The sequence below is a fragment of the Pseudomonas nabeulensis genome (assembly GCF_004682045.1).
GTDB classification, from domain to species: Bacteria; Pseudomonadota; Gammaproteobacteria; order Pseudomonadales; family Pseudomonadaceae; genus Aquipseudomonas; species Aquipseudomonas nabeulensis.
In genome coordinates, this window is the sequence record NZ_QUZT01000026.1 from 1 (window position 1) to 23,750 (window position 23,750).

Here is a 23,750-nt window from a genome sequence, read left to right on the forward strand (position 1 = left end):
CTGGCATTAGGGCAAGCCCCCTCCCACATTTGGACCCTGTTGAATCAGTCGGACGCAGTGCTAGAACAACAACCGCGAAAAATCACAACACGCCTGGGCCAACCTGGCCACGTCCTGGTTCAAGCCAAACTGCCGGTCCACCCGGTGCAGCGCTACGTACTGGATATCCGGCAGTGCCGGTTGGGTGACTAGGGCACGCAAGGTGCCTTGTTCGATCAAATGGGACAGGCACCCCACCGGCAGGTAGCTCACGCCAATCCCCGACAACGCAAGCCCCGCCTGCACCAACAGGTTGTGGCTGGTGAGGGTGCGTGGCAGTTGGATGTTGTGCGCGGCCAGCCAGCGTTCGTAGATCATCCCCGTGCCAGACTGCGAGCCCTGGGTGAGCACCGTGTAGCTTGCCAGGGTTTCCAGGCTGATGGGGTCGGCGTCCGGGATCAGCCCGGGGGAACACATCCAGGCGTTTTCCACGCATTGCAACGGCGTGCTGTGAAAGCGCGGGTCGCTGTACACGTCGGGCACGATCACCAGGTCCAACTGGTCGCTTTCCAGCTTGCGAAACAGCTCACTGCTGAGCTCCACCGACGGTTCGATCTGCACTTTGGGGTAAGCCTGGCGCAGCGCGTCCACCAGGGCCGGCAACCAGGTCAGGGCAGTCAGTTCGGTAACGCCCAGGCGAAACCTGCGGACCAACACTTCGCGGGCGCTGACGCGCTCCAGCAACTGGTCGCGGCTGTTGAGCAGGTCGCGGGCGTAGTCCAGCAGTTCACCGCCCTTTTCCGTCAGCCGGGCGTTGCGTTTGCTGCGGTCGAAGATCTCGACATCAAAGGTGTCTTCCAGCTCCTGGATGCGCTTGGAGATGGCCGACTGCGACATGTTCAGCTTGTTGGCCGCGGCCTCGAAACTGCCCAGTTCCGCGATCCAGTAAAGCGCATCGATTTGCTTGAAGGTGATCATGGTGAGCCAGTCATGAAAAAAAGCGATGCTAGCACATCATAAAATATCGCTAAAACTCTTCGATCATCACTCCTAAGATCCGCTCATCGTCCAACGAAATCCCATGATCCTGGAGTTTTGCCATGTCCTTGCCCGGTTCACGCATCCTTCCCAATGCGCCCATGGCCCCGCCCGAGTTGCTTGAGGCATTTGCCCAAATCGTTACGCCGCACATCAGCGACAACCTGGGTCGGCACATCGGTGCCCGTGGCCTGACGCGCTACAACCGCAGCGGCAAATTGGTGGGCACGGCGATCACCGTGAAAACCCGTCCCGGCGACAACCTGCTGATCTACAAAGCCATGAGCCTGCTGCAACCGGGCCATGTACTGGTGGTGGATGGCCAGGGCGATACCAACAACGCGGTGATCGGCGAGTTGGTCAAGCTGTATGCCCTGCAACGCGGCTGCGTGGGGTTTGTGATCGACGGTGCGATCCGTGATGTCGCCAGCTTTGACGACACCCCGTGCTACGCCCGCGCGGTGGTGCATACCGGCCCTTATAAGACCGGCCCGGGCGAGGTGAACGTGCCGGTGTCCATCGGCGGCATGCTGATCAACCCCGGCGATGTGCTGGTGGGGGATGAGGATGGCCTGGTCGCGTTTTCCCAGGCGGATGCCGCCGAAGTGCTGCGTCGCGCCGCACAACATGCCGAGCACGAAGAGGCCGTCAAGGCTGAAATCGCCAGCGGCGCCGTGCGCCAGAGCTGGATCGACAAGGTGCTGGATAACGCAGGGCTGGCCTCATGAAACAGTTTCTGTCGGAGCGCGTGCTGGGCATCGCGCCCTCCCCGAGCATTGCTGCCAATGCGCTGGTCACCGAGTTGCGCGCCCAGGGCCGCGACATCGTCAACTTCACCGTGGGCGAGCCGGACTTCGACACCCCGGCGCACATCCTCGAAGCCGCCACTCACGCCATGCACAGCGGCGATACCCATTACACCGCCACCACCGGCACCCTCGCCCTGCGCCAAGCCATCTGCCTCAAGCTGCAACGCGACAATGACTTGAACTATGGCCTGGACGAAGTGGTGGCCGGTTGCGGCGGCAAGCACATCATCTATCACGCGTTGGCGGCCACCTTGAATCGCGGCGATGAAGTCATCGTGCACACGCCGTACTGGGTGTCGTACCCGGATATCGCACGGCTCAACGATGCCACCCCGGTGATCATCCCTGGTGAGGAAAACCTGGGCTTCAAACTGTCGCCTCAAGCGTTGGAAAACGCGATTACCCCGCGCACTAAATGGGTGATCCTCAACAGCCCGAACAACCCCAGCGGTGCGGTGTACAGCGAGCCGGAACTGCTGGCCCTGGCGCAGGTGTTGCGCAAGCACCCTCATGTGCTGATCATGGCCGACGAGATCTACGAGCACTTTGTCTACGGCGACGCCCGGCATATACCACTGACGCGCATCGCACCCGACCTCAAGCCGCGTACGCTGATCATCAACGGTGCCTCCAAAGGCTACGCGATGACCGGCTGGCGCCTGGGTTTCGGCGCCGGGCCCGCGTGGCTGATCGCGGCCATCGCCAAGCTGCTGTCGCAAACCACGACGTGCCCCAGCTCTCTGAGCCAGGCTGCGGCGGTGGCGGCATTTGCCGGTGACCAGGCGCCCATCGCCGCCATGCGCGAGGAGTACCAACAACGTCGCGCCCGGATGTTGGAGTTGCTGGCTGAGGTTCCCGGTCTGAGCTTTACCCCGCCGGACGGTGCGTTCTACGTGTTCGCCAATGTGAGTGGTTTGATGGGCAAGCGAACGCCCCAAGGCGATCGCCTGGAGAGCGACTCCCAACTGGTGGACTACTTGCTGCGTGACTACGGCCTGGCCACGGTCAGCGGTGCGGCGTATGGCATGTCGCCCTATGTGCGCCTGTCGTTTGCCAGCAGCCTGGACGTGATCGAAGAAGGTTGCCGCCGCCTCAAAGACGCATGCCACGACCTGCGCTGACGGCCCCCGCTACACCCGATGGCCAACGGATGGCCATCTTTTGACTGCCTAGAACAACAACTTAAAAATCATTGATCTCAAATGAGGCATTCCCATGCACACGCCCCGTATCGCGCTGGTCTGGCAAATCATGATCGGCTTGCTCGCCGGCATCGCCATTGGAGCCCTGCTGCACAGCTTCCCCGAATCCCGGCCATGGCTGGTGGACAACCTCCTGCAACCGGCGGGCGATATCTTTATCAAGCTGATGAAGATGATCGTGGTGCCCATCGTGTTCTCCTGCATGGTGGTGGGCATTGCCGGGCACGGTGACGGCAAATCCCTGGGCCGTATTGGCGTGCGGTCCCTGGGCTATTTTTTTTGCATCACCACCTTGGCGATCATCGTCGGGCTGGTGCTGGGCAACCTGCTCAAACCGGGTGCCGGCACTGAGCTTTCCAGCCTGCACGCGGCGAATATCACTCTGCCGACCAGCAACGGCAGCGGGCACAGCCTGGGGCAGATCATCGTCGGCATCATCCCCGACAACGTGATCAGCGCCATGGCCCAGGGCAGCCTGTTATCAGTGCTGTTTTTTGCGGTGATGTTCGGCCTCGGCGTGGCGCGCCTGCCTGCCGAACGCAAGGACCCGGTGATCGCCCTGCTGCGTGGCGTGTCGGATGCGATGTTCAAGGTGACGTCGATGATCATGGCCTACTCCCCCATCGGCGTGTTCGGCATGATCAGCGTCACCGTGGCCAACTTCGGCTTTGGTTCGCTGCTGCCATTGGCCAAGCTGATCCTGGTCAGCTATGTGTCCATCGCGTTCTTTGTGCTGGTGGTGCTCAACCTGGTGGCGCGCCTGTGCGGGATCAACCTGTTTGCACTGATGCGGCATATCAAGGACGAACTGATCCTCGCCTTCTCCACCGCCAGCTCGGCATCGGTCATGCCGCAATTGATGAAGAAGCTGGAAACCTACGGCGTACCGCCATCACTGGTGAGCTTCGTGGTGCCGGTGGGTTACTCATTCAACCTTGACGGTGCCTCGCTGTTCCTCGGCATCGGCACCCTGTTCGTCGCGCAGTTGTATGGCATCGACCTGAGCCTCGGCGACCAGGCGCTGCTGGTGGTGACCATGGTGCTGACGTCCAAGGGTGCAGCAGGCGTGCCGGGGTTTATGTTTGTGATTCTGTCGGCCACATTGGCCAGCGCCGGTTTGCCGTTGGAAGGCATTGCGTTTATTGCCGGGGTGTACCGGCTGATGGAGATGCCGACCACGGCGCTGAATGTGCTGGGTAATGCGTTGGCGCCGTTGGTGATTGCGAAGTGGGAGGCGCGTGGGGCGAAGGTGGAAGCCCAGGCAAGCTACACACGCTAGGGTAAAGCCCATGAACAAAGGCGCTCCCAAGAGCGCCTTTTTTTATACCTGGATTTTGGTAAGCGGATTATCCACGGCCCTGATCATCGTAAAGACGCTGTGAGACGCTGGCTCAGCAACGCGGAAAACTCCTCGGCCAGTGCGGTTCGAGGAATATCACTGCGGAAAACCAGACCAAACGAATAAGGCAGCGCGGGCACAAAGGGGCGCGTCACGATGGGCAGGCTCAAGAAGTCATTAGCCAGCAATTCATTGATGATCGAAACCCCCAGCCCTTCCGCCACGAATGCACAGGCAGCACCTGCCGAATGCACTTCCATCCGCACATTGGGAAGGATGGAGGCCTGTCGAAATACCTGGTCGAGTTCGGTGCGTAGATTGCGTTGGCGCCCCAACAACACCAGGGGAATTCCGCGCAGATCACTCACATGGATAACCGGTTTTTCACACAGCGCATGCCCTTGCGGGATCACGCACACGCCTTGCACCTTCAGCACGGGCATCACGTCAAAACCGGGAAGCTCTGTGGGCAAGCGTACGAACGCAAAATCGACGCTGCGGTCCAGCACCGCTCGCTCCAGTGCATCGTAGGAGCCCGTCACCAGCTCGATCACCAGGTCATCTCGACCTTGCATGAACTCAGCCACCAGCCGGGGCAGGCACTGGTGGGTCATGCTGGTGGGCACCGCTACACGCAACAGTGGCCGGCTGGAGTGACCCAGGCGCAAGTCATCGGCCATGCGCTGGACGCGTTGCATGTTGTCCACCAACCCCGAGACTTCCGGCAGGAAGGCCTCGGCCTCGGCAGTTGGTGTGAGCCGGCCCTTTCTGCGCAGGAACAAGGCAAAGCCCAGGGACTCTTCCAGTTGGCTGAGCAAACGGCTGATGGCGGACTGGGACACGCCCATACGCGTCGCGGCGTCGATGGTCGACCCGGTGGACATGATGGCCTGGAAGGCTTCCAGTTGTTTGAGGTTCACGGTCAGGCTCCAAGCGAACACGGCGGGACGCAGTGTCCGTCGGCAAAGCCTGTGGCGTCCAGTTGCACAGCCTGCCTTACCAGAGCTTGATGTCGTAGGTCAGGTAGAGGCGGTTGTAGTCCCAACTTGTGAGCACATTCGAGCGGTACGCAGTGTTGCGAAACTCGGCGCCGACGCCTTTGAATGTCCCACTCTGGATCACGTACTTGAGGCTGGTGTCCAGCTCATGCTCGTCCGCCGGTTTGCCGGAATATTTAGCGTCAAAGCCCTTGTAGTAGCGAACCATGAAGTTCAAGCCCGGCATCGCCACGGCGGTGAAGTCATAGTCGTAGCGCAGCATCCAGGTTTTCTCATCCTCCAGGATGAACTTGCTGACGCCTGGGCTGGTGAAGGAGGTGGTCGCGCCACCGTTCAAATACGGCAATGCCGAGTTACCGGACAGTTGCTGGTAACCGCCGCCGAAGGTGTGCCCACCGACTCGGTAACTCAAGACACCGGCGAACATGTCCGCATCCGACGCACCGTTATAAGCGGCCCCGGCTTCAAGGCTGTCGTAATAACGCAAGTCGGTGGTCAAGTTGCCTGGGCCCATGGCTACTTTATGCACCAGGCCGAAAAAGTGCTGGCGGTAGAAGTTTTCTAGTTCGCCGTAATAGTAAGACAGGCTCAGGTTTTTATTGACGGCATAGTTACCCCCGGCAAAGTAAAAGTCGCCATGTTTCGGCCCTTTATAACCGCTGGGGATCAAGTCGACGTTATCGCTGGAGTTACGCAACTTCGATTGATCCAGCCGCCCGCCCTGTACAAATAAACGTTCGACGCCGGTGTATTCAAACTGAGTGCCTTGAAAGGTCTGCGGCAGCAAACGCCCATCGTTGTAGCTGACCACCGGATTCTTGGGCAACAGGGTGCCGGTCTTCACCACCACGTCGGCAAAGCGCAGCTTGCCGGTGACCCCCAGGCTGGAAAAATCATTCGCCGCGCGGCCGTCATCATGCACCGGCAACAGGCCTGTACCAGCATGGGCCGGGCTGGAATCGAGCTTCACCCCCAGCAGTCCCAAGGTGTCGACACCGAAACCTACCGGGCCTTGGGTGAAGCCGGAACGCAAGGTCAGTAACAGACCCTGGGCCCATTCGACGCGATCGTTGCCGCCGCTGCGGTTGTCATGGTTGAAGGCGTAGTTACGCAGCGCCAAGTGGCCAGTGGAGTCGTCCAGAAAACCATCTGCTCGGGCAGTTAGTAGGCAAGGCACCATTAAGCTGGCGCACAAAAGCCCGCCGGTCGTCATAAACGCACGCATGTTAAAGCCCTCAGCTGTATTGTCGTTTTTGGTGGCAGAGAGTGAGAAATCAATCAACTTTTTATTGATGACTGACAGGGGTCATGGCCCCACGTCGAGACGAACGCTAACGAATTGAAATGCCCGCCACAAGGTTATGACGAAAGCGCATCAGGCTATGACAAACACCCCATCTTCAACACAAAACGCATAGGCCAATACGGGTTCGTCATAACGTTGTGGGCGATTTGCGATTGTCCTACTGTGCGCCGGTAGCCGATGGCTAAGCCCATAAAAACAAGATGAGGACACCGCAATGTCAGCCACCCCGGCACTCGACTCCGCGCCCGCAAAAAAAACCAGTCGTCCACTCAACCCGGCAATCATTTTGCTGAGCATTGTGTTCCTGGCGATGGTGCTGACCTATGTGGTGCGCTCCGGCCAGTTCGAGCGCCAGGACATTCGAGTGATTCCCGGCACCTATCAAGTGCTGGAGAAAGACACCTCGTTGAGCCAGCTGTTCAGCCTGCAACCACGCTCGACCGATAAGCCCGTGGCGCAACCGGTGTCACTGGCGCAAACCTTCCTGGCGATTCCGCTGGCCATCGAAAAGCGCGCCGGCTTGATCTTCATGGTGTTGTTCATCGGCGGCATGTTTGCCGTGCTGAACAAGACCGGCACCATCGATGCCGGCCTGGATCGGCTGCTCGGCGTCACCAAGGGCAACGTCTACATCCTGGTGCCGACCCTGATGCTCGCATTGTCGGCCGGCAGCACGTTCATGGGCCTGGCGAAGGAATACATCATGTTCGTGCCGGTGATGGTGGCCATGGCGAACCGTTTGGGGCTGCCGAATATCGTCGGCCTGGCGATAGTCGCGCTGGCGGTGAAGACCGGCTACATGGGTTCCATCTCCAACCCGATTGCCCTGTCCGTTGCCCAGCCTCTGGTGGGGCTACCGGTGTTCAGTGGCTTGAGCATGCGCGTGGTCGCGTACTTCACGTTCGTGGCGTTGGCGGTGGGTTACCTCTTGTTCTATATCCGCCGAAGCGGTTTCGATACCTCGGCGACGTTTTCCCACAGCGGCAATACACTCTCTCTGCGTCACACCTTGAGCCTGATCACTCTGGGGCTGGGCGTCGGTTTCCTGGTGTATGCCTCCAACACCTGGCACTGGAAATACCCCGAGCTGTCCGCCTATTACCTGGCGCTGACCATCGCCTTTGCCGCCATCGCCGGCATGCGCCCCAGCACCACCGCCAGCATCTTCGTGGAAGGCATGAACAAGATGCTGATGGCGGGCGTGCTGATCGCCCTGGCCACCGCCGTCGAGTCGATCCTGGCCAGTGGGCAAGTGCTCGACACCATCGTCAACGGGCTCTCGCAGATCATCGGCCAGCACGGCCAACTGCCCGCCACGTTCGGCATGTTCTTCGCGCAGATGGGCCTGGATGTGGTGATCCCCTCCACCAGCGGCCAGGCGGCCGTGACCATGCCGATCTTCGGCCCACTCGGCCAGCTGGCCGGCGTGAGCCCGCAAACCACGGTGTATGCCTTCCTGCTGGGCAATGGCCTGACCAACATGATCACCCCGACGTCCAGCGGCCTGCTGGTGCTGCTGGCCGCGGCCAATGTGGGCTGGGTGCAGTGGGCCAAGTTTGTCATGCCGTTGTTTCTGCTCTGCACCGGGGTGGCGTTGCTGCTGCTGGCTTTTGCCGCACTGACTGGCTACTGAAGCCCCACCGACCAAGGCGTTGTTATGACCTCCCCTGCTTTCGACAACATGCGCATCGTGCGCGACCAGATGATTACCCTGCGCGATGGCGTGCAACTGGCTACGGACATTTATCTCCCCCCCGGCGACGGCCCCTGGCCGGTGGTTATCGAACGCACGCCCTACGACAAGTCCGCCCCCTCGCGCTCGGAAAAACGCCTGGACGGCGTGCACCTCTCCCGCGAACAGATGGCCGCCGCGTTTACCGAGCAAGGCTTTGTGGCGGTGTTCCAGGATTGCCGTGGCCGCTACGGCTCACAAGGCGTGTTCAGCAAATACATCAACGAGGGCGAGGACGGCTACGACACCCTCGACTGGATCGTCGCACAACCCTGGTGCAACGGCCGCATCGGCAGCATGGGCTTGTCCTATGCGGCCCACACGCAAATGGCCATGGCCTGCTGCAATGCGCCAGGTCTCACGACCATGGTGCTGGACTCGGGCGGCTTCGCCAATGCCTACCAGTGCGGCATTCGCCAGGGCGGCGCCTTCGAACTCAAACAAGCGACCTGGGCCTATAAACAGGCGCAGCAAAGTGCGGCCGTGCAAAACGATCCACGGTTGAAAGAGGCGTTGGAACACGAGGACATTCTCGACTGGTTTGCGCGCATGCCCTGGCGCCCTGGGCACTCGCCCCTGCGCCACGTCCCCGAGTACGAAAACTACCTGTTCGAGCAGTGGTCCCACGGCGAGTTTGATCAGTATTGGAAACAGCTGGGTATTTACGCCGAAGGTTTCTACGCGCAGATCCCGGATATCCCGGTGCTGTTCATGTCCAGTTGGTACGACGCCTATGTCAGTTGCACGCTGGACAACTTCAAGGCCTTCACCGCCAGCAAACAATCGCCGCAACGCTTGATCATGGGCCCATGGCTGCACGGCGATCGCAATATCAGCCACAGCGGCAACGCCGAGTTCGGAAAGGCGGCCAACTTCGATGGCAACCTGGGGCAGGACTGGCTGAGTTGCCGGGTGGAATGGATGCAACGCTGGCTGAAACCTGCAACGCCCGAGCAGGAGGCTGCCGATCAGATCGACGTCTTCCTGATGGGCGGCGGCAGTGGTCGCAAAAATGCAGAAGGCCGATTGGAACATGGCGGTCGCTGGCTCAAGGCGCCTTGCTGGCCGCTGCCCGGCAGCCAGGAACACAGCCTGTACCTCACGCCACACCAAACGCTGTCGAGCGTGCCGAACGCAGCGCCACCTTCATCGTTGAGCTACTTCAGCGACCCCGCCAACCCCGTGCCGACCATTGGCGGCTCACTGACCTCAGGGGCTCCGGTGTTTGCCGGGGGCGCCTTCAACCAGGTCGAGAGCCCGGACTTCTTCGGCACACAGGGCGATCACTCGCCCCTGTGCAAGCGCGCGGACGTGCTCAGTTTCGAGACACCGCCCCTGGAACACGACTGGCGGGTAGCAGGCCCGGTGAAAATCGAACTTTGGGTGCACAGCAGCGCACCCGACACCGACTTCACCGCCAAGCTGGTCGACGTGTACCCGCCCAGCCCCGACTACCCCGAAGGTTATGCAATGAACATCACCGACGGGATCATCCGCTGCCGCTACCACGACTCGTGGGAACACCCCTCGCCGCTCACACCGGGTGAGGCGTTCAAGGTAGTGATAGAACCCTTCGCCACCTGCAACCTGTTCAAGCGCGGCCATCGCCTGCGCCTGGATATCGCCAGCAGCAACTTCCCGCGCTTCGACGTCAACCCCAACAGCGGCGAAGCGCAAGGGTCTGGCGAACGGCGGCAAGTTGCGCGCAACACGGTGTTGATGGGTGTCGGGCAGGCGAGTCGGTTGGTGTTGACGGTGCTGGCGCAGACGACGCCAGGTGAGCCGGGCTGATTAGCAAAAAGCCTGTATTCCTACAGGCTTTCTAGCTACAGCGCATTTTCGATACTCAAGAGCATGTTTCCGCCAACTCGGCTGGTAGCCCCTGCGACTGGCTGAACGTCAAACCGCTGCACGGCAATGTCACCTCAGCGACACGTGCTGCGAAGTAGGTGTCGAAAAGCTGCCAGTCTTCGAATTCTTCCGGAGCGACGGCAAAGGTTGTCAGTCGACCAATCAGCCCACATAGCCAATCAGCACATTGCAGCGTCTGGAATAGATAACTTTCGCCCTGAAGCGGTGGTTCGATCAACGCCCGGCACTTTTGTGATGCGTCCTCGAACATCGCTAATGTACAGGCTTCGACGTTACGTTCTCGCCATTCATTGCCCGCCTTCTGCTCGTCCAGCAGGACAATGAACGAAGCGTTGTTGCCCGTGCAGAAACGATCGATCTTGCGAATGGATTGCAGCAAGGCCCGCTTGAAGGTCTCAGTCGAATTGTGCTCGTCAGGTGCCGTGGTTTTATGTTCTCCCGTATAAAAAACGTGCCCGCCCACTCGCTGAATATGGTTCAGCAAACGGAATGAAGACCTTCTGAGCGCCTGATACTTTTGCACGTTCCCCACCGTATAAAGCGCAGAGCCTTTCTTCTCCCAGTGATAAGCAGGCAACCCCATTGGGTTCTTATGTTTCAGGTCCCAGGCCAGCAGCTGGCATTTGAGCCTGTAGAAGTAGATCGCAAATTCGCGCACTTCATGAGCTGGGAGCAGCATGCCACCCAATCCAAAAACCGGGCTGGTTTTGTACGTGGGATGCCGTCTTGAAACGTACTGCCCCACGTGACCGAACTCATCCAGATAAGCAATGTACTGCACCATTTTCGATTTCCCCATCCATGAGAAACACGAAAGCCCGCGCGATTTCTCGCAACGGGCCTCGGAAGGTGGGCACATGGTTTCCCATATGCGTTGGAGAAGAAATCTAGCGAGGAAAAGCAAAAGATACTAGCCAAAACAGATGAATCAGCCAGGTCCTACAAAACCCAAAGAAAATACAGCGCCAGACCCATAGATTGATAATTGACGTCAAAATGCCATCATTTCCTATCAAGATATTTCCAACGAGGTCGATACGCTAAAAAAACCACAAAGACCTGGAGGGTAAATCGTTCATGAAGCTTACAGTCAAGGGCAAGTTGCTGTGTCTGGCTATCGTCCCCGCGTTGTTGTTCGCATTGATTATCAGCGGGCTCGCCTCGTGGATGTTGCAGCGTACTGCCGACCAGCAAATGCTCGAAACCCGAGAGAGCCTGATTCAACGCAATCGCGATGTGCTGAAGAACTACGTCGAGGTGGCGCTGACCACCATCAAGCCATTGCACGACGCTTCAGCCAAAGGCGACATGGCCGCACGGGACAAGGCCCTCGAACTGCTCAAGCCGGTCAAGTTCGGCGAAGAAGGCTACTTCTTCGGCTACGACACCAAAGGCGTCCGTGTCTTCCGAGGTGACAGCAGCGCCGGCGTCGGCAAGAGCTTCTGGGACACCCAGGACCCGGACGGTTCCTTCCATTACCAAACCTTCGTCGAAGTGGCGAAAAACGGTAAGCACTACGTCGATTACTTCGCGCCCAAACCTGGCCAGGAAAGCGTCCAGGTGCCCAAGCTCGGCTACACCGTGTACCTGGACAAATGGGACCTGGTACTCGGCAGCGCCATCAACATGGACGACATCGACGCCGCCATGGCGTTGGAACAGGCCTCGGTCTCCGAACGCACCCGCGCCCTGCTCGGCAGTATCTTCCTGGTCACCCTGCTGGTGTTGCTGGTCACCGTGGCCGCCGGTATCTGGACCGCCAACGGCGTCGTGCGCCCACTGCGCGTGCTCAAGACCAACCTGGATGACATTGCCGCCGGTGACGGCGACCTCACCCACCGCCTGGCGATCACCAGCCACGATGAATTGGGTGACCTGGCGGCGTCGTTCAACCGCTTTATCGACAAGATCCACAGCATGGTCAGCCAAGTGGCGAAGATGACCACCGACCTCGACGGCCTGGTGCATCAGGCGACCCAGCAGACCCTGCGTTCTGAACAGGCGATGCAGCGTCAGCGCAACGAGACCGATCAGGTCGCCACTGCCATTCACGAAATGTCAGCGGCCGCCCAGGAAGTCGCACTCAGTGCCCAACGTGCCGCCCAGGCCGCGGCCGAGACCGATCAACAAGGCCACGCCGCACGCAAAGTGGTGGGCGACAACATCAAGGGCATGAGCGCCCTGGTGACGGATATCCGTCAAAGCGGCACCAGCCTCGACAGCCTGCAACAAGACGTGCGCTCCATCGTCTCGGTACTCGACGTGATCCGCTCGATTGCCGACCAGACCAACCTGCTCGCCCTCAACGCCGCGATTGAAGCCGCACGCGCCGGTGAAGCCGGTCGTGGGTTTGCCGTGGTGGCCGATGAAGTGCGCGCCTTGGCCAGCCGCACGCAACTGAGTACCCAGGAAATCCAGGGCATGATCACCCGCCTGGAAACCGGCACCACGGATTCAGTCGCCGCCATGCACCGCTCCACCGAAGCGGGCGAAGGCGCCAACCAGCAGACCAATGAAGTCGGCGTTTCGCTGGATTCAATCTCGGACCTGATCGGCACCATCAACGCGATGAACGCACAAATCGCCAGCGCCGCCGAAGAACAAACCTCGGTTGCCGAAGAGATCAACCGCAGCGTGCATCAGATTGCCGGCGCGGTGGAAAGCCTGGCCGACGAAACCGAACAAAGCGCACGCACCATGCGCGATGTGTCTGCCCTGGGCGCCAACCTGAACAGCCTGGTGCGCCAATTCAAGATCTGATCCACCGCGCCGCTGCCTTGAAACAGGTGGCGATAGCTGTTTTAGTGACGACTGATTAGTTAGCTTGATCATTATTAGCTAGCTCTCAAAAATACCACGCCCTGTAGTGAGCGGGCTTGCCCCGCGCTGGGAGGCGAAGCCGCCCCAAATCCATTCACCTCGGTGTTCCTGAAACATCGCGGGGCCTGGGTTTAAGGCGGCTTCGCCCCCCCGGCGCGGGACAAGCCCGCTCACCACAAACCATAAGAAAAACCAACGTACACCCGTGTTTAGACTCAGGAGTGAGTAACCGATGTCCGAGAACGATACCTCCCCAGGGCGTCGCGACTTTTTACGCAAGTCGTTGACGCTGATCCCCGTTGTCACACTGGCCAGTACCGGCCTCCCCACCGGCGCCTTCGCGCAAACCCCGGCCAGCGACAGCCAGGCCGCCCCATCCGCCCCGCTCAAGGCGGACGACTACACACCGACCTTCTTCACCCCACAGGAATGGGCGTTCCTGATCGCCGCCTGTGACCGCCTGATCCCGTCCGATGCGGTCGGCCCGGGCGCCGTTGAACTCGGTGTGCCGCAATTTCTCGACCGTCACATGCAGACGCCCTATGCCAACGGTGGCATCTGGTACATGCAGGGCCCGTTTATCGAAGCGGCGCCGGAGTTTGGCTACCAGGGCCGCCTGACCCTGCGCGAAACCCTGCGGGTCGGGATCAAGGCCATCGACGCCAGTTGCCAAAAGAACTTCTCCGGCAAGACGTTTGCCCAGCTCACCACGGCCCAGCAGGAAGACCTGTTGAAGAACGCCGAGAGCGGCAAGCTGGCGCTGGACGACATCTCGTCGAAGTTGTTCTTCAGCAACCTGCTCAATGAAGTGCGCAACGGCTACTTCGCCGACCCGTCCCACGGCGGCAATAAAAACATGGGCGCGTGGAAAATGATCGGGTATCCCGGCATGCGCGCCGATTACATGGACTGGGTCACGGTGCGGGACAAGCCGTACCCGTTGCCGCCGGTGGATCTGGCCGGACGGAGGGGTTGAGCATGGCGAACAGCAAAGCAAAAGCAGACGTGGTGATTGTGGGCATGGGCTGGACCGGGGCGATCCTGGCCAAGGAACTCACCGATGCAGGCCTGCACGTGGTGGTACTGGAGCGCGGTGCCGACCGCGACACCCAACCCGATTTCGCCTACCCCAAGGTGGTGGATGAGCTGGAAGGTTCGGTGCATCGCCGCTACCTGCAAAGCCTGTCCCAGGAAACCGTCACCGCCCGGCACAACCTCTCCGCCACCGCCGTGCCGTATCGGCAGATGGGTTCGTTCAAGCCGGGCACCGGCGTGGGTGGTGCGGGCAGTCACTGGTCGGGTTGCCACTTCCGCGCACTGCCGGAAGACTTCAAGTTGCGCAGCAATACCGAGCAGCGTTATGGCGCCAAGTTCATTCCCGCCGACATGACCATCCAGGATTTCCCGGTCAGCTACGAAGAGCTGGAACCGCACTTCGATCACTTCGAATACGTCTGCGGCACCTCCGGCAAGGCCGGTGTGATCCAGGGCGTGAACCAGGCTGGCGGCAACCCTTTCGAAGGCTCACGCTCGCGTGAATTCCCGTTGGGACCAAACCCGAATTACCTGGGCGCGGAGATGTTTTACAAAGGCGCTCGGGAAATGGGTTGGGACCCGTATCCGATTCCGGCGTCCAACGCGTCGGCGCCCTACGTCAACCCGTACGGATGCCAGATGGGCCCGTGCAACGCCTGTGGATTCTGCAGTGACTACGGTTGCCTGAACTACTCCAAGGCCAGCCCGAACATCAGCATCCTGCCGGTACTGCGCCAGCGCAAAAACTTTGAGTTGCGCACCCATGCGCAGGTGTTGAAGGTCAACCTCGACAGCGATGGCAAAAAGGCCACCGGCGTCAGCTACCTGGATGCCCAGGGACGTGAAGTGGAACAACAGGCCGACCTGGTGCTGCTGTGTGCATTCTCGCTGTATAACGTGCACCTGATGTTGCTCTCGGGCATCGGCAAACCCTATGACCCGGTGAGCGGCGAAGGCACCATCGGGCGCAATTACTCGTACCAGAACCTCAACCGCGTGGTGCTGTTTTTCGGCAAGGAAGTGCAGGCCAACCAGTTCATCGGTATTGGCGGTGCGGGCACCACCATGGACAACCTCAACGGCAACCAGCTGGATAACGCCAAGGCGGGTTTTGTCGGCGGCGGGATCATCTGGGCGCGTCAACCGGGGGCCGGGCCGGTACGCGGCATCAACGTTCCACCGGGCACCCCCGCGTGGGGCACGCAGTGGAAACAGGCGGCCAGCGATGCGTTCCGGCACTCGTTCTACTTCGAGGTGCAGGGCGCGTGCATGTCTTACCGTCAGCACTATTTGAGCCTGGACCCGACCTACAAGGACGGCTTCGGTCGACCGCTGCTGCGCATGAACTTCGACTGGCACGACAACGAGATCAAGGCCTCGCAGTTCCTCGTGGGCAAGGCGCTGGAGATGTCGAAAATCCTCAACCCGACCGCCATGGCCGGCGACGCCAAGAAGCCCGGCGAGCACTACAACATCACCAAGTACCAGAGCACCCACACCTGTGGCGGCGCGATCATGGGCAGCGACCCGAAAACCTCGGCGTTGAACCGTTACTTGCAGTCATGGGATGTGCATAACGTGTTCGCCATCGGCGCCAATGCGTTCCCGCAGAACAACGGCTACAACCCCACCGGGATGGTCGGCGCGCTGGCCTACTGGTCGGCCAAGGCGATTCGTGAGCAGTACCTCAAAAAACCCGGCCCGCTGGTTCAGGCATAAGGAGAGAGATCGATGAAAAAGTTTCTCTTGAGCCTGGTGGGCTTGGCGGTGCTGGTGCTGGTCGCATTGCTGGTGTTTGCCTTTTGGCCGACGCACACCCGTGTGCTGCAAAACGCACCGCAAGCCGAGCAAGCTGCACTGATCGAGAAAGGCCGCTACCTGGCAGACGCCGGCGATTGCACGGCGTGCCACACGGCCAAAGGCGGGCAACCGTTCGCCGGCGGCCTGCCGATTGCCTCGCCGATCGGCACGCTGTACAGCAGCAATATCACGCCCGACAAAACCACCGGCATCGGCCACTATTCGCTGGAAGACTTTGACCGCGCCGTACGTCACGGCATCGCGGCCAACGGCGACAGCCTGTACCCCGCCATGCCGTACCCGGCGTATGCCAAGGTCACTGATGCCGACCTGCAGGCGCTGTACGCTTACTTCATGCACGGCGTCGCGCCGGTCAATGCCGAAAACCGCGCCAATGCGGTGCCGTGGCCATTGTCCATGCGCTGGCCGCTGGCGATCTGGCGCAAGGTGTTCGCGCCCGCCCCTGACGCCGTGGCCTTCAAGGCCGAGGGCTACAAGGCTGCCGACGTGGCACGCGGCGCGTACCTGGTGCAGGGCCTGGGCCACTGCGGCAGTTGCCATACGCCACGGGCGGTGACCTTGCAGGAGAAGGCGCTGGATGACTCCAGCCCGCTCTACTTGTCCGGCGGGCCGGTGATCGATGGTTGGCTGGCGGTGAACCTGCGCGGCAACGCGGCGGACGGCCTGGGCAACTGGAACGTCGACGACATCGTCGCCACTCTGCGCAGCGCCCGCAGCGAGACCCATGCGGTACTGGGCGGGGCGATGGGTGATGTGGTGGTTCACAGCACCCAGAACCTCAACGACAGCGACCTGCACGCCATGGCGGCATACCTGAAAACCCTGCCTGCCGGCGAGCGCCAGGTGTCGAGCTTCACCGCCGACCCAGCCACCGCCAAAGCGTTGGCCACAGGCCAGGAAGGCAGCCGTGGCGCCGAGCTGTACATCGACAACTGCGCCGCCTGCCACCGCACCAACGGCCTGGGTGACGCGCGGGTATTTCCGAAAATCGCCGGCAACTCGTCGGTGCTGTCGGAGGACCCGGTGTCGATGATTCGCCTGGTGCTGGAGGGCAGCAAATTGCCAGCCACCGCCACAGCCCCTTCGGAGCTGGGCATGCCGGGTTTTGCCTGGCGTTTGTCGGATGAAGAAGTGGCGCAACTGCTGAGCTTTATCCGCAACAGTTGGGGCAACCAGGCGCCGAATGTCAGCGCCGCGCAAGTGAAGCAACTGCGGGATACGCTGCCCAAGCCGTAAACCGAAAATGCCCTGGCGAGCGACCTCGCCAGGGCATTATTCCTACAGACATTTAAAGCGAAAGCGCTCTCCGTGCGCCAAATCCCGCCTCGACACTACAAAATTGCAGGAAACGTCCGACTGGATTGTCACAGCGATTGAGCCGACTATCCGGGCTGGACGCTGCATCGCTTGCCAATCAAGGGAGACATGATGAGACTATCGCTTAATCTATACGACGCGTTGACATCCATCAGCGTGCCAAATGATAAAGCTAAAGCAGTGGTAGATGCTTGGGAGGCCGATGTGCAACAGCTAGCATCAAAGTCTGACCTGGAGCGTACCGAAGCCCGTCTTGAACACTCAATTGCTGAGCTGCGCTCTGATCTGACTACGTTGATTAAAGAGCAAGGGGCTGAAATCCGAGAGCAAGGCGTAGTGCTGAACACTGCTCTGCGAGAGCAACGCACAGTCCTGAGCACTGCCCTGCAGGCTCAAGGAACTGAGCTGCGCGCCTTGATTGAACGCCAAGGCAGCCAGTTCGAGGGGGCCGTTACCAAACTGGAATCGAGCATGACCCTGCTGCGCTGGCAGTTTTGGCTGCTGCTCATTTGCATCGGTTTCCCGATATTGAAGGGCCTCTATGAGGCGTTTGGCGTGAGTTTTATTTCCTGAGTGCACTGGCCTAAGCCAGCGTCAACTCAACCCCCAGCTTGCGAATGCCATCCGCCGCCGCTTGGGTCAGGTTGATATCGCTGATGATCGTGTCGAACTGATGCAACCCCGCGATCTTGTACATTCCGAAGGTGGCGTACTTCGAACTGGTGGCGATCAGCACCACTTGAGAGGCAGATTGCATGGCCGCCTGCTTGACCTCGACTTTCAGCGCCGAAGGCGTGGTGACGCCGCGTTGCAGGTCCCATGAACTGGTGGAAATAAATGCAATGTCGGTCACGATCTGGCGCAAGGTCGCCGCTGCGAGGCCGCCGACACTGGAGCGGTTGGGATGATCGAGCAGGCCGCCGGTATGAATGACATCTACATGCTGGGCATCGGCCAGGGCGTGAACGATCCCGAAGTCGTTGGTGACCACGCTCATGCCGGACAACTTGACGATATAGGGAATGAGCGAGAGCAATGTGGTACCCGCGTCGAGGTAGACCGTCATGTTGTCGCGCAATAACTGGGCAGCGTGCCGCGCCATGTTTTCTTTTTCGGGCAGTTCCGTGACAGCCTTGAGCTGGTGGCTCTGCTCATGATGAACCTGGCTGGCAATTCGTACGCCACCTGCGACCGAGTAAGCCTTGCCCTCTTGCTCCAACACCGCGATGTCCCGGCGCACAGTCATGTGCGAGCAGTCGAACATCTCCATCAATTGATGAACGCTCAGCACCTGATGTTTGCGCAGCTGTCGCAGGATCAGTTCCCGACGCTGTTCGGGGATGATCGGTGCACCAGCACCCATGGCGCCGTTTTCTTCGTCCTGCATCTGAACTCCTGAAGGGGCAAGGCCAATCAATCACTGATTGGCCGCGACAATTTAGCGTATTACCGCCTCAATCAATAGAACCCCGATCAGGCCAAGCAGCGATTGCAGGCAAAGCATCAGCGTCCAGGTGCGGAAGGTCTGCGCCACGGTCAGCTGAAAGTACTCCTTGAACAACCAGAAGCCCGAATCGTTGACATGGGAAAGCATGACCGCGCCGGACGCCGTGGCCAGCACCAAGAGTTCCGGCGACAACTCAGGATGCGCCAGTGCCAACGGCGCGACGATACCGGTGGCCGCCACCGTTGCGACCGTCGCAGAGCCCAGGCAAATGCGCAGCAGCGCGGCAATGCCCCAGCTGAGGATCAACGGGTTGATCGCCCAGCCGGAGGCGTGATGGGTAATCAGCACATCCAGGTGAATGGTGGTCAGCATTTCCTTGAAGCCGCCGCCGGCGCCCAGGATCATGACGATTGCTCCCAACGGCGCCAACCCCTGCCCCGCCATCTTTTGTACTTGGCCAAGGTTGAAACCGGAGCGCAGGCCCAGTGCGAAAAAGGCAAAGATAACCGCCGCCAGCAACGACAGGATCGGGTTGTTCAACGCATTGAAGAAACCATAAAGCGCAGTGCCTTTACTGCTGTAGGCGAGGCCCAGCGTGCCGATCAACATCAGGCCTGGCGGCAGCAGGACGCTGATGATCGACGCCGTCAACGACGCTTGGGGTTGGCCCTCGACGATTTCGCGAGCCCCCACGGGACCTGCGCTCAAGTCCGGTGCCGGCCCGAACCACGGGCTGATCAGCTTCGTGAACACCGGGCCGCAAATCACCGCCACGGGAATGGCGATCAACAGCCCGTAGAAAATGGTCAGCCCGGTATTGGCATGAAACGCCGCGACCGCCAGCGTCGGCGCCGGATGCGGTGGCAGCAAACCGTGCGACACGTACAACCCCGCCGCCAACGGCAAACCGATATACAGCAAGTGACTGTTGGTGCGTTTGGCCACCGTGTACACCAGTGGCGCCAGCATGATGAAGCTGACATCAAATAGATGAGGCATGCCGATCAGCAACGCGGCCGCACAGATCGCCCAGGGCGCATATTGTACCGGGCGTTTGCCGATGAACGCATTGGCGATACGGTCGGCGCCGCCCGAGCCCAGCAATATGCCGCCCAGCAACGTGCCCAACCCGATCACCGGGCCCGTCTTGGCCAGCGCCGAACCGAAGCCTTTGGCAAAGCTGTCGATGGTTTCCACAGAGCTGACACCGCTCAGGATGCCCAGACCGATGGCCGTTATGGTCAGTGCCAGGAACGGATTGAGTTTGAGCTTGGTGATCAACACGATCAGGAGAACGATGGCACCCGCAGCCATCGAGAAAATAAACAGTTCGCTATTCATATTTTTGTTGAACCTGTTTGCACGCGAAAGGAATGTGCTGCTGCGTCGTCGAAAAAGGCCCAGTGCCTGGGCCTTCAACTTCAGGCTGGCAGACGACCGGCGCGCCAGGCGCCCAGCAAGTCAGGGTCGTACCCTTCGAGATCGGCAATGCTCAGCAGCGCCCCGGCCTTGATGTCTCGCTTGGCCGTGGCGTGTGCGGCCAGGTACAACGGCGCGACCTCCGCATCAGCCTCATCAGCCGCCAGCAGCACTGCCTGCACACCGGTAACGTCGTGATGATGGCCACCCATGGTCAGCACCGTGCCCGCAGCGATATCGACCGTTGCGCGACCGCCAAGCACCGTGCACTGGCTGGGTGTGTCAGTGCCCGAAGCGCGCTTGTGCAGCACCGCATTGAGCAGGGTGATCGGCGTTTCTACGCCCATGAAGTGGTAAGGCAGATACAGGCAGGCATAACGACCGTTACGGCTCACGACATGACCCTTTTGTGCCAGCAACTCCCAGGTCGGTTGGTCATGGGTGCGCACGATCACAAAGACACCGCCGGCAAAACTGGCTTCATCGGGCAGGCGCAGGACATTGAACACCTCAATCACGCCTTCACGGCCCAGAATGCCGCCGTCCTCGCGCAGGGCGTAGATGTCGGCCAGCTCGCTGGTACGGGCGATGGGGTAATGCAGCAACTCGACGTCCGGGACGAATCCGATGTTGGTGGCGACCACCGACATTTCGCAGTAGTCCGCCGTGGCGGAGGTTTTCAAGCCATTGAGTGCGGCGCGGCGCGCGGTGAGCGTGGCGGCGATGTCGTCGCCCAGCGTCAACAGGTCGGCCATGGCCGGGGCCGCAATGACTTGGTCAAGCTGCGTGATGGTCTGTAGCTGGGGGTCGAAGACCAGGTCGTATTCGCTGGATTTGCCCGCCGCAACGATATCCAGGCCCAGCACCCGCGCCCAACTCACCCATCCGATTAGGTTGGCGGGCTGGTCACCGTCTGCGGTGGTGTAAACCACGCCCTGCTTGGCAGCCAGGCGTGACAATGTGATACCGCTCACAGCATCGACTTCCTTGCTGACCATCGCGACGTGACGTCCTGCTTCCAGGTCGCGGCGGGCAGTGCGATAACCGATGGCAGGATTGCCGGTGGCCTCCACCAGAATGTCGTAGGTCGCAGCCGCCAGCAGTTCGACGTCCGCAACCAGCACAATCGCATCAGCTGGCGCCGCCGCGACGGCGTTTGCATCGGCGCATTCGATCAGGCGGTCGGCGGCGAAACCGAGTTCCAGGCACAGTGCACGCAGACCGGCGACATCCAGGTCGCACAATGCTGCGGCTTGGAGCCGCGGCATTTTCAGGGTCTGCGCCAGCAGCGTGCGGGAAAACCCACCCTTTGCACCGGTCAGCGCATAACGCACGGGCTGTGCTTGATCGGCAAACAGTAATTCGAAATTCATGGTTCGTCCTCGGTGAAGGGTAATGTCGGAAGCAACCACCGGATGAACAATATTGTTATGGATATGCAGCTACCGAGTGGGAGGACAATAGTTGCAAATTCACATTCAGGTCAATTTATTTAACACCGCTTAACACCTGCAACGATTTTTATCCTAATATCAGCGCAGAGCCGACCATACCCATGTGTGGTTTTATCATTTTCTAACACTGCTGGTGAGTCATGCCAGCAGGGGAGCATGCGGGTTGGCCATTGAGCTGACGCCGCCGGAGATCACTGTATGAGTGCTGCAAACCCACCCTTGCTCGGCTGCATCGCGGACGATTTCACGGGGGCCACCGACCTTGCCAGTATTCTCGTGCGAGGCGGCATGCGCACCGTGCAGACCATCGGCATCCCGGACGCCGAACTGGCCGACACACTCGACGCCGACGCGGTGGTCATCGCGTTGAAGTCGCGCACCAGCCCGGCGGCAGACGCCGTCCGCGAGTCGCTCGAAGCCTTGGAATGGCTGCGCGCACGCGGTTGCCGCCAGTTTTTCTTCAAGTATTGCTCGACGTTCGACTCCACCCCCGCAGGCAACATCGGTCCGGTAACCGATGCGTTGCTGCAAGCCTTGGGCAGTGACTTCACCATCGCCTGCCCGGCGTTTCCCGAGAACGGGCGCACCTTGTATCGCGGTCACCTGTTTGTGCAGGACGGGTTGCTCAGCGAGTCCGGCATGGAGCATCACCCGCTGACCCCGATGAAAGACGCCAACCTGGTGCGCGTATTGAGCCAGCAAACGCCTTCGCCAGTTGGCCTGGTGCGTTACGACGCTGTCGCCCAGGGCGCTGAAGCAGTGCTGGCGCGATTCGATGAGTTGCGTACTGAGGGGGTGCGCATTGCGATTGCCGACGCGCTCTCCGATGCCGACCTGATCACCCTCGGTGAGGCCTGCGCCGCATTGCCATTGGTCACCGGAGGTTCCGGCATCGCCCAAGGCTTGCCGGCCAACTTCTTGCGCCAAGGCACTTTGCGACAACTGGATGCCGCCCACATGGACACCGTCGATGGCCGTGCCGTGGTGCTGGCGGGCAGCGCCTCCAAGGCCACCAACGCCCAGGTCGCCGAATGGTTGCAGGCAGGCAACGCCGCCTTTCACATTGACCCGCTGGCACTGGCCGACGGCCAGGATGTCGTCGGGCAAGCCGTTGCCTACGCCCAGGCCCATGAACCCGCCTTGATTTACTCCACCAGCAGCCCGCAAGCGGTGCGTGCTGCGCAAGAGAAACTCGGGGTAGAACGGGCCGGCGCCCTGGTCGAAGAGGCACTCGGTAACATCGCCCGCCGCCTGTTCGACACGGGCTTCCGGCATTTTGTGGTGGCCGGCGGGGAAACCTCAGGCTCGGTGGTCAAAGCGCTGAATGTCAAAGCGCTGCGCATCGGCCGTATGATCGATCCCGGTGTGCCGTTGACATTGTCACTGGGCAGCGACGAGTCTTTATCGCTGACGCTGAAATCCGGCAACTTCGGCAGCCAGGACTTTTTCATCAAAGCCCTGCGCTTCATGCAAGGGGCGACCGCATGAGCACGCTTGAAAACGCACTGCGCGATGAAATCTGCACCGTGGGGCGCAGCCTGTATGAACGCGGCTATACCGTGGGCACTGCCGGCAACATCAGCGCACGGCTGGAGGACGGCTGGCTGATCACCCCGACAGACGTCTCGCTCGGGCACCTTGACCCGGCGCAGATCGCCAAGGTCTCGACAGACGGTACGTGGTGCAGCGGCGATAAACCCTCGAAAACATTGGCCCTGCATCGCAAGATCTACGACCGCAACCCACACGCCAAAGGCGTGGTGCACACCCATTCGACCCACCTGGTGGCACTGACATTGGCCGGCGTCTGGCACGCGGACAATATCCTGCCGCCCATCACCCCCTATCAAGTCATGAAAGTCGGACGCGTTCCGCTCATCGGCTACCAACGGCCCGGTGCGCCAAGCGTGGCTGAACAAGTGTCCCTAGTGGCCGACCAGGTCAGGGCCGTCATGCTCGAACGCCTGGGCCCTGTGGTGTGGGAAAGTTCGGTTTCCAAGGCCAGTCACGTATTGGAAGAACTGGAAGAAACCGCACGCCTGTGGCTGATGACTCACCCCCGGCCCGAGCCCTTGAGCGAGGAAGCGATTGAGGAATTGAGGGCGGTGTTTGGGGCGGTTTATTGAGCGGTGCTGGGCCAAATCCAAGGCAAAAAAAAGCCT

Annotated in this window: 19 protein-coding genes; 12 read left to right on the top strand and 7 right to left on the bottom strand. The window is 60.5% G+C overall.

Going from position 1 to position 23,750, the window contains the following annotated elements:
• Positions 1-60: 60 nt before the first annotated feature.
• Positions 61-957, bottom strand: coding sequence for a LysR family transcriptional regulator (locus DYL61_RS15100; protein ID WP_135308964.1), 897 nt, complete (start codon positions 955-957; stop codon positions 61-63).
• A gap of 122 nt (positions 958-1,079) precedes the next feature.
• Here DYL61_RS15100 and DYL61_RS15105 point away from each other — a divergent pair, with 122 nt between their 5' ends.
• From DYL61_RS15105 to DYL61_RS15115, 3 genes are all read left to right on the top strand, one after another.
• Complete coding sequence (locus tag DYL61_RS15105) at positions 1,080-1,745, top strand: RraA family protein (RefSeq protein WP_135308965.1); 666 nt, start codon at positions 1,080-1,082, stop codon at positions 1,743-1,745.
• Positions 1,742-2,947: a pyridoxal phosphate-dependent aminotransferase gene (locus DYL61_RS15110; protein WP_135308966.1), complete on the top strand. Its 1,206-nt coding sequence runs from the start codon at positions 1,742-1,744 to the stop codon at positions 2,945-2,947. The genes DYL61_RS15105 and DYL61_RS15110 overlap by 4 nt, the downstream gene beginning before the upstream one ends.
• A gap of 94 nt (positions 2,948-3,041) precedes the next feature.
• The gene (locus DYL61_RS15115) at positions 3,042-4,307 is read left to right on the top strand and encodes a cation:dicarboxylate symporter family transporter (protein WP_135308967.1); all 1,266 of its coding nucleotides are present in this window, start codon (positions 3,042-3,044) and stop codon (positions 4,305-4,307) included.
• A gap of 83 nt (positions 4,308-4,390) precedes the next feature.
• Here the strand turns inward: DYL61_RS15115 and DYL61_RS15120 are convergent, their stop codons facing one another.
• Together DYL61_RS15120 and DYL61_RS15125 are read right to left on the bottom strand one after the other, a co-directional pair.
• On the bottom strand, positions 4,391-5,287 hold the full coding sequence (locus DYL61_RS15120) for a LysR family transcriptional regulator (protein ID WP_135308968.1): 897 nt from the start codon (positions 5,285-5,287) through the stop codon (positions 4,391-4,393).
• Positions 5,288-5,363: 76 nt separating this feature from the next.
• The gene (locus tag DYL61_RS15125) at positions 5,364-6,590 is read right to left on the bottom strand and encodes an OprD family porin (RefSeq protein ID WP_135308969.1); all 1,227 of its coding nucleotides are present in this window, start codon (positions 6,588-6,590) and stop codon (positions 5,364-5,366) included.
• A gap of 295 nt (positions 6,591-6,885) precedes the next feature.
• Between DYL61_RS15125 and DYL61_RS15130 the strand changes: the two genes are divergently transcribed.
• Positions 6,886-8,304: a YfcC family protein gene (locus DYL61_RS15130; protein ID WP_135308970.1), complete on the top strand. Its 1,419-nt coding sequence runs from the start codon at positions 6,886-6,888 to the stop codon at positions 8,302-8,304.
• Positions 8,305-8,352: 48 nt separating this feature from the next.
• Positions 8,353-10,194: a CocE/NonD family hydrolase gene (locus DYL61_RS15135; RefSeq protein ID WP_135309019.1), complete on the top strand. Its 1,842-nt coding sequence runs from the start codon at positions 8,353-8,355 to the stop codon at positions 10,192-10,194.
• 55 nt (positions 10,195-10,249) lie between these two features.
• Here DYL61_RS15135 and DYL61_RS15140 read toward each other — a convergent pair whose 3' ends face one another.
• Positions 10,250-11,059, bottom strand: coding sequence for a DUF3800 domain-containing protein (locus DYL61_RS15140; protein WP_238704566.1), 810 nt, complete (start codon positions 11,057-11,059; stop codon positions 10,250-10,252).
• A gap of 293 nt (positions 11,060-11,352) precedes the next feature.
• Here DYL61_RS15140 and DYL61_RS15145 point away from each other — a divergent pair, with 293 nt between their 5' ends.
• The 5 genes from DYL61_RS15145 to DYL61_RS15165 all read left to right on the top strand — a co-directional run bounded on the left by DYL61_RS15145 (position 11,353) and on the right by DYL61_RS15165 (position 17,841).
• A complete protein-coding gene (locus tag DYL61_RS15145) occupies positions 11,353-13,035 on the top strand; it encodes a methyl-accepting chemotaxis protein (RefSeq protein ID WP_105694995.1) in 1,683 nt (560 codons plus the stop codon).
• A 292-nt stretch (positions 13,036-13,327) separates the two neighbouring features.
• Positions 13,328-14,071, top strand: a complete 744-nt coding sequence (locus DYL61_RS15150) for a gluconate 2-dehydrogenase subunit 3 family protein (RefSeq protein WP_135308971.1) — start codon at positions 13,328-13,330, stop codon at positions 14,069-14,071.
• A gap of 2 nt (positions 14,072-14,073) precedes the next feature.
• Complete coding sequence (locus DYL61_RS15155; protein ID WP_135308972.1) at positions 14,074-15,849, top strand: GMC family oxidoreductase; 1,776 nt, start codon at positions 14,074-14,076, stop codon at positions 15,847-15,849.
• Between the two features lie 12 nt (positions 15,850-15,861).
• Positions 15,862-17,187, top strand: a complete 1,326-nt coding sequence (locus tag DYL61_RS15160) for a cytochrome c (RefSeq protein ID WP_135308973.1) — start codon at positions 15,862-15,864, stop codon at positions 17,185-17,187.
• A 192-nt stretch (positions 17,188-17,379) separates the two neighbouring features.
• The gene (locus tag DYL61_RS15165; protein WP_135308974.1) at positions 17,380-17,841 is read left to right on the top strand and encodes a DUF1640 domain-containing protein; all 462 of its coding nucleotides are present in this window, start codon (positions 17,380-17,382) and stop codon (positions 17,839-17,841) included.
• Between the two features lie 10 nt (positions 17,842-17,851).
• On the opposite strand, the gene DYL61_RS15170 is transcribed toward DYL61_RS15165, so the two are convergent.
• The 3 genes from DYL61_RS15170 to DYL61_RS15180 form a co-directional block, all read right to left on the bottom strand.
• The gene (locus DYL61_RS15170) at positions 17,852-18,655 is read right to left on the bottom strand and encodes a DeoR/GlpR family DNA-binding transcription regulator (RefSeq protein WP_135308975.1); all 804 of its coding nucleotides are present in this window, start codon (positions 18,653-18,655) and stop codon (positions 17,852-17,854) included.
• Positions 18,656-18,706: 51 nt separating this feature from the next.
• Positions 18,707-20,056 (bottom strand): GntT/GntP/DsdX family permease, encoded by a 1,350-nt coding sequence (locus DYL61_RS15175; RefSeq protein WP_135308976.1) that lies wholly within the window; start codon positions 20,054-20,056, stop codon positions 18,707-18,709.
• An 80-nt stretch (positions 20,057-20,136) separates the two neighbouring features.
• Positions 20,137-21,507: a homoserine dehydrogenase gene (locus DYL61_RS15180; RefSeq protein WP_135308977.1), complete on the bottom strand. Its 1,371-nt coding sequence runs from the start codon at positions 21,505-21,507 to the stop codon at positions 20,137-20,139.
• A 279-nt stretch (positions 21,508-21,786) separates the two neighbouring features.
• Between DYL61_RS15180 and otnK the strand changes: the two genes are divergently transcribed.
• A complete protein-coding gene (gene otnK, locus DYL61_RS15185) occupies positions 21,787-23,076 on the top strand; it encodes a 3-oxo-tetronate kinase (RefSeq protein ID WP_135308978.1) in 1,290 nt (429 codons plus the stop codon).
• Complete coding sequence (otnC, locus tag DYL61_RS15190; RefSeq protein ID WP_135308979.1) at positions 23,073-23,714, top strand: 3-oxo-tetronate 4-phosphate decarboxylase; 642 nt, start codon at positions 23,073-23,075, stop codon at positions 23,712-23,714. The genes otnK and otnC overlap by 4 nt, the downstream gene beginning before the upstream one ends.
• The last annotated feature ends 36 nt before the right edge of the window (positions 23,715-23,750 follow it).